The 3,904-nt window shown below is 60.8% G+C and carries 4 protein-coding genes and 2 pseudogenes; 2 read left to right on the top strand and 4 right to left on the bottom strand.

The genetic code is table 11. The features are described 5' to 3' along the window. A pseudogene (locus tag AC1DWI_RS16070) lies at positions 1 to 207 on the bottom strand (23S rRNA (uracil(1939)-C(5))-methyltransferase RlmD); the annotation flags it as partial. Between the two features lie 56 nt (positions 208 to 263). On the opposite strand from AC1DWI_RS16070, the gene AC1DWI_RS16065 reads away from it, so the two are divergent. Next, a complete protein-coding gene (locus AC1DWI_RS16065) occupies positions 264 to 683 on the top strand; it encodes a VOC family protein (protein WP_477671017.1) in 420 nt (139 codons plus the stop codon). Between the two features lie 205 nt (positions 684 to 888). On the opposite strand, the gene AC1DWI_RS16060 is transcribed toward AC1DWI_RS16065, so the two are convergent. The 3 genes from AC1DWI_RS16060 to surE all read right to left on the bottom strand — a co-directional run bounded on the left by AC1DWI_RS16060 (position 889) and on the right by surE (position 3,585). Beyond that, a complete protein-coding gene (locus AC1DWI_RS16060; protein WP_477671018.1) occupies positions 889 to 1,815 on the bottom strand; it encodes a peptidoglycan DD-metalloendopeptidase family protein in 927 nt (308 codons plus the stop codon). A gap of 118 nt (positions 1,816 to 1,933) precedes the next feature. Continuing rightward, positions 1,934 to 2,791, bottom strand: coding sequence for a protein-L-isoaspartate(D-aspartate) O-methyltransferase (locus AC1DWI_RS16055; protein WP_477671019.1), 858 nt, complete (start codon positions 2,789 to 2,791; stop codon positions 1,934 to 1,936). Beyond that, positions 2,788 to 3,585: a 5'/3'-nucleotidase SurE gene (gene surE, locus AC1DWI_RS16050; RefSeq protein ID WP_457278821.1), complete on the bottom strand. Its 798-nt coding sequence runs from the start codon at positions 3,583 to 3,585 to the stop codon at positions 2,788 to 2,790. Before surE ends, AC1DWI_RS16055 begins: the two co-directional genes overlap by 4 nt. 161 nt (positions 3,586 to 3,746) lie before the next feature. Between surE and AC1DWI_RS16045 the strand changes: the two are divergent. Continuing rightward, positions 3,747 to 3,904, top strand: a pseudogene (locus tag AC1DWI_RS16045) (NADPH:quinone oxidoreductase family protein); the annotation flags it as partial.

The following is a 3,904-nucleotide window of genomic DNA, read 5'->3' as shown; positions in this document are numbered from 1 at the left end:
CACCATGGCTTTTTCAAAGCTGCTTTTCTTGCGGTAGACGTTGGCAGTTACCCGTTCGAAAGGCAGGGCACCCTCGATAAAAACCACCTTGCCGTCAGCCCTGTGGGCAATTCCCTGGGCTTCGATGTCGAGCGACTCGACCTCGAGCACGTCTGGCGGGTAGTCGGCCGCCGTAGCAGGCTGCTTGTTCTGGCTTTCTTCTGTCATGCACCAATTGTCTCAGGCTGCGGTACCATTTTCTGAACCCGTGAAAGGAAGGCGCCATGGAGCTTCGTATTTGCATCGATGTTGACAACATGGAACGCGCCGTCGAGTTCTATACAAAGGCGCTCGGGCTGCGTACAGGCCGCCGTTTCAAGAGCGATTTCGTGGAAATCCTCGGTGCGGGCAGCCCGATCGACCTGCTCTTCAATGCGCCGGGTACCCGGCCTATCGCCAGCGGTCAGGGCAGCGAGAGTGTTCGCACCTACCAGCGCCACTGGACACCTGTTCACCTTGATTTTGTGGTGGAAGACATTGATGCGGCGGTTGACCGGCTGCAGCGCCACGGCGCCGTTCTGGAAATGCCCGTGGCTGAACGGGTCTGGGGACGCATCGCGGGGCTGGCCGACCCCTTTGGCCATGGCATTGACCTGCTGGAGTTCAAGGGCCGTGGCTACGACGAGATTTTGCAGCCTCACTGATCACAAGCCCGGGAAGGCAACTGTATTCCCGTGCGACTGTTTGCTACAAAATAGATAGCTGCTTGCGCTTTTCCAGACTGGACTACGAGCCTTTTTTTCATAAATTTTCCGGTAGATTTGCCCTGGCGCAAGCAGCGTCAAGGCACCAGAAACAAAAAAGGAGCCCGGCAAACGCGGGGCTCCTTTCTGTGGATGGAAATACCGCTTATTTGGCAGGCAGGTATCTGGAAGGGTCGACAGGCTTGCCCTGGCGGCGAATCTCGAAATGCAGCTTCACGCGGTCCGCGTCGCTGTTGCCCATCTCGGCGATCTTCTGGCCCTTTCGCACGCTCTGGTCTTCCTTCACCAGCAAGGTCTGGTTGTGCGCATAGGCCGTCAGGAAGGTGTTGTTGTGCTTGAGGATGATCAGGTTGCCATAGCCGCGCAGGCCGGCGCCGGCGTACACCACGCGGCCGTCGGCCGAAGCAATGACGGGGTCCCCCGCCTTGCCTGAAATATCCAGGCCCTTGTTTTTGGCTTCATCGAAACCCGCCAGCATCGTGCCCTGCGCGGGCCAGATCCAGGCGATGTCTTCATCGCCCGTTGCTGCGGGTGCCGGGCTGGTGCCGGCCGGTGCTGACGCGGGACGCGCCGCGCTGGCAGCCTGCGTCGGCGTGGTGGATGCTGTCGACGTGGTGGCCGAGCCGGATGTCACGGGGCGGGTCACCACCAGCGGGTTTTCACTGGTCGGCGGCACCACACGCAGCACCTGCCCTACTTCGATGATGTTGGGGTTTTCAAGGTTGTTCCAGCGCACGATGTCGCGCCAGTTCTGGCCATTTTCCAGGCCGATGCGAATCATGGTGTCACCGGGTTTGACGGTGTAGTAACCGGGTTTTCCGGCGTTTTCAAAACCGGGCAACTGTTTGACATTGCCTGCGTCCACCGCGCCTGGGGTGGGACGCGACAGTCCGGTGCCGCGGTCTTCAACCGGAGCATGGGTGGAAGAACGCGTGCCGCAACCTGCGGCAAGCAGCAACGCTGCCACCAGGGCGCATGGCAGGGCCAGCCTGCCGAGCGTTGAGCGGGCGCCATGACTTGCGCCTGCGGCATCCACAGACACTGCCCGGTTCGGCCGTACGGTTTGATTCATTGGTTCTTTCGTCGTCAATCTGACGGGTATGGCGTATTGGTTAACTGGATGATCGGATGGTTCAATGCCGTCACTGCTATATCGATAACCGGCCTGAGTCCTGCAGGTGGCCGGATCGTCAGCTTGTCCCCGATTTTAAAGGCACAAAATGAACGGCCTCCAGCAGGGTCTGCCTGACGCCCTGGGGGGTTTTGTCGACCACCACCAGCGCCTGGGCGCCGCCGGCGGTTTGCATGGGCGCCACCAGCCTGCCGCCCACAGCCAGCTGATCAATCCAGGCAGGCGGAATGGCTTCCCCGCCGGCAGCCGCAATGATGGCCGCATATGGCGCGCCCTTGGCGTAGCCCATCATGCCATCACCAAACAGCAGGTGCACATTGGGGAGGCGCAAAGTCCGCAAATTCTCCCTGGCTTTGTCGTGCAGGCCGCGCAGCCTTTCGATGCTGTAGACCTCCGTCGCCAGATGGCTGAGCACCGCGGCCTGGTAGCCGCAGCCAGTGCCGATTTCAAGCACCCGCCCCAGCTTGCCGGCCGCGCCGTGGCGCAGCAGCTCCAGCATGCGGGCCACCACATTGGGTTTGGAAATGGTTTGCCCCAGGCCAATCGGCAGGCTGGTGTCTTCATAGGCCTGGTTGACCAGCGCGGTGTCGACAAAACGATGGCGTTCGACAGCCCCCATGGCGGCGAGTACCAGCGCATCGGCAACACCTTGTGCAGCAAGCTTGCTCACCATGCGCGCGCGCACGGTGTGCGAATCGAGCCCGACACCGCCCGGCAACGCGGAGGCTGCGGTCGGTGCCGGTTTCTTCAAGCTATTTTGGCCTGTAGCGCGCTCTGGTCTTGCGCTACCAGCTATTGATTTTGTAGCAGATGGGACACCCGCGTCGGGCTTCAGGCGAACCGGAAATGCCGGGCGGCCTGCTGCAGCCGGCGCTTTGGCAGCGGGATTGAATGGCGGTTTGAGGCTGGATTTCATGACGATTTTTTGTGCAACTCGGCCAGCCGGGCAGCGGTTTGAGCCCAATAAGGCAGACGCTCATGATCGGTCAAATCCACCTGCAGCGGGGTGATGGACACAAACTTCTGGCTGGTGGCATAAAAATCGGTTCCTTCACCAGCCTCTTTCGCAGGCCCTGCACCGCCAATCCAGTACATGGTTTCGCCGCGCGGGCTGGTCTGCACGATGACGCGTTCGGCCGCATGGCGCCGCCCCAGCCGGGCCACCTTCACGCCCTGGATCTCGTTGTCGGGCAGGTTGGGAATGTTCACATTGAGCAGCCAGGGCGGCACCGTCGGCTCAGCGCCTTCCGCCACGGCCTCCAGGGTGGGCATCAGTTGCTGCACCAGCTCGGCCGCACGCCGGGCTGCCACATCAATGTGCGCCCAACCCTTTTCAGTCTGGGAAAACGCGATGGAAGGAATGCCGAACAGGTAGCCTTCCATGGCAGCGCCCACGGTTCCGGAGTAAATCGTGTCGTCGCCCATGTTGGCGCCGTTATTGATACCTGAAACCACCAGGTCGGGCCGGTAGCCCAGCAAACCCGTCAGCGCGATGTGGACGCAGTCTGCCGGTGTGCCGTTGATGTAGCGAAAGCCATTGGCCGCGGTCTGCACGTACATCGGCGAGTGCAGGGTCAGCGCGTTTGATTTGGCGCTGTTGTTGTGCTCGGGGGCCACCACCTCGACATCGGCAACGGTTTTAAGCGCTTCATAGAGGGCAATGATGCCGGAGGCCTGGTAACCGTCGTCGTTGCAAATGAGGATTTTCATAAACTGATTTTACGGTCACGGCTGCGACAGCCTGAGCTCTGCCGGACATCGCAAAACCTGCCGCTTTGCCTATGATGCAGGCAAGGCGCCGCCTCCTTCCGTCGGCCGCCCCCCTTTTTCTTCTGCACCTGTCGCAGCATTCCTTCTATCGGAGACATTCCATGCAAGCCTGGCTTTGTGAAAACCCCACCGGCGTAGACGCCCTGACCTGGAAAGAATTGCCAACACCGCAACCCAAGGCAGGCGAAGTGCTGATTGAGATCAAGGCCGCCAGCCTGAACTTTCCCGACCTGCTGATCGTGCAGAACAAGTACCAGAT

This window comes from Polaromonas sp. P3_C2, from assembly GCF_056402675.1.
This window is presented reverse-complemented; position numbering and strand designations above follow the sequence as displayed.

Excerpts from the sequence above, each read along its gene's own strand:
- AC1DWI_RS16065 (WP_477671017.1), top strand. The coding sequence starts at position 264 with ATGGAGCTTCGTATTTGCATCGATGTTGACAACATGGAACGCGCCGTC.
- AC1DWI_RS16060 (WP_477671018.1), bottom strand. The coding sequence starts at position 1,815 with ATGAATCAAACCGTACGGCCGAACCGGGCAGTGTCTGTGGATGCCGCA.
- AC1DWI_RS16055 (WP_477671019.1), bottom strand. The coding sequence starts at position 2,791 with ATGAAATCCAGCCTCAAACCGCCATTCAATCCCGCTGCCAAAGCGCCG.
- surE (WP_457278821.1), bottom strand. The coding sequence starts at position 3,585 with ATGAAAATCCTCATTTGCAACGACGACGGTTACCAGGCCTCCGGCATC.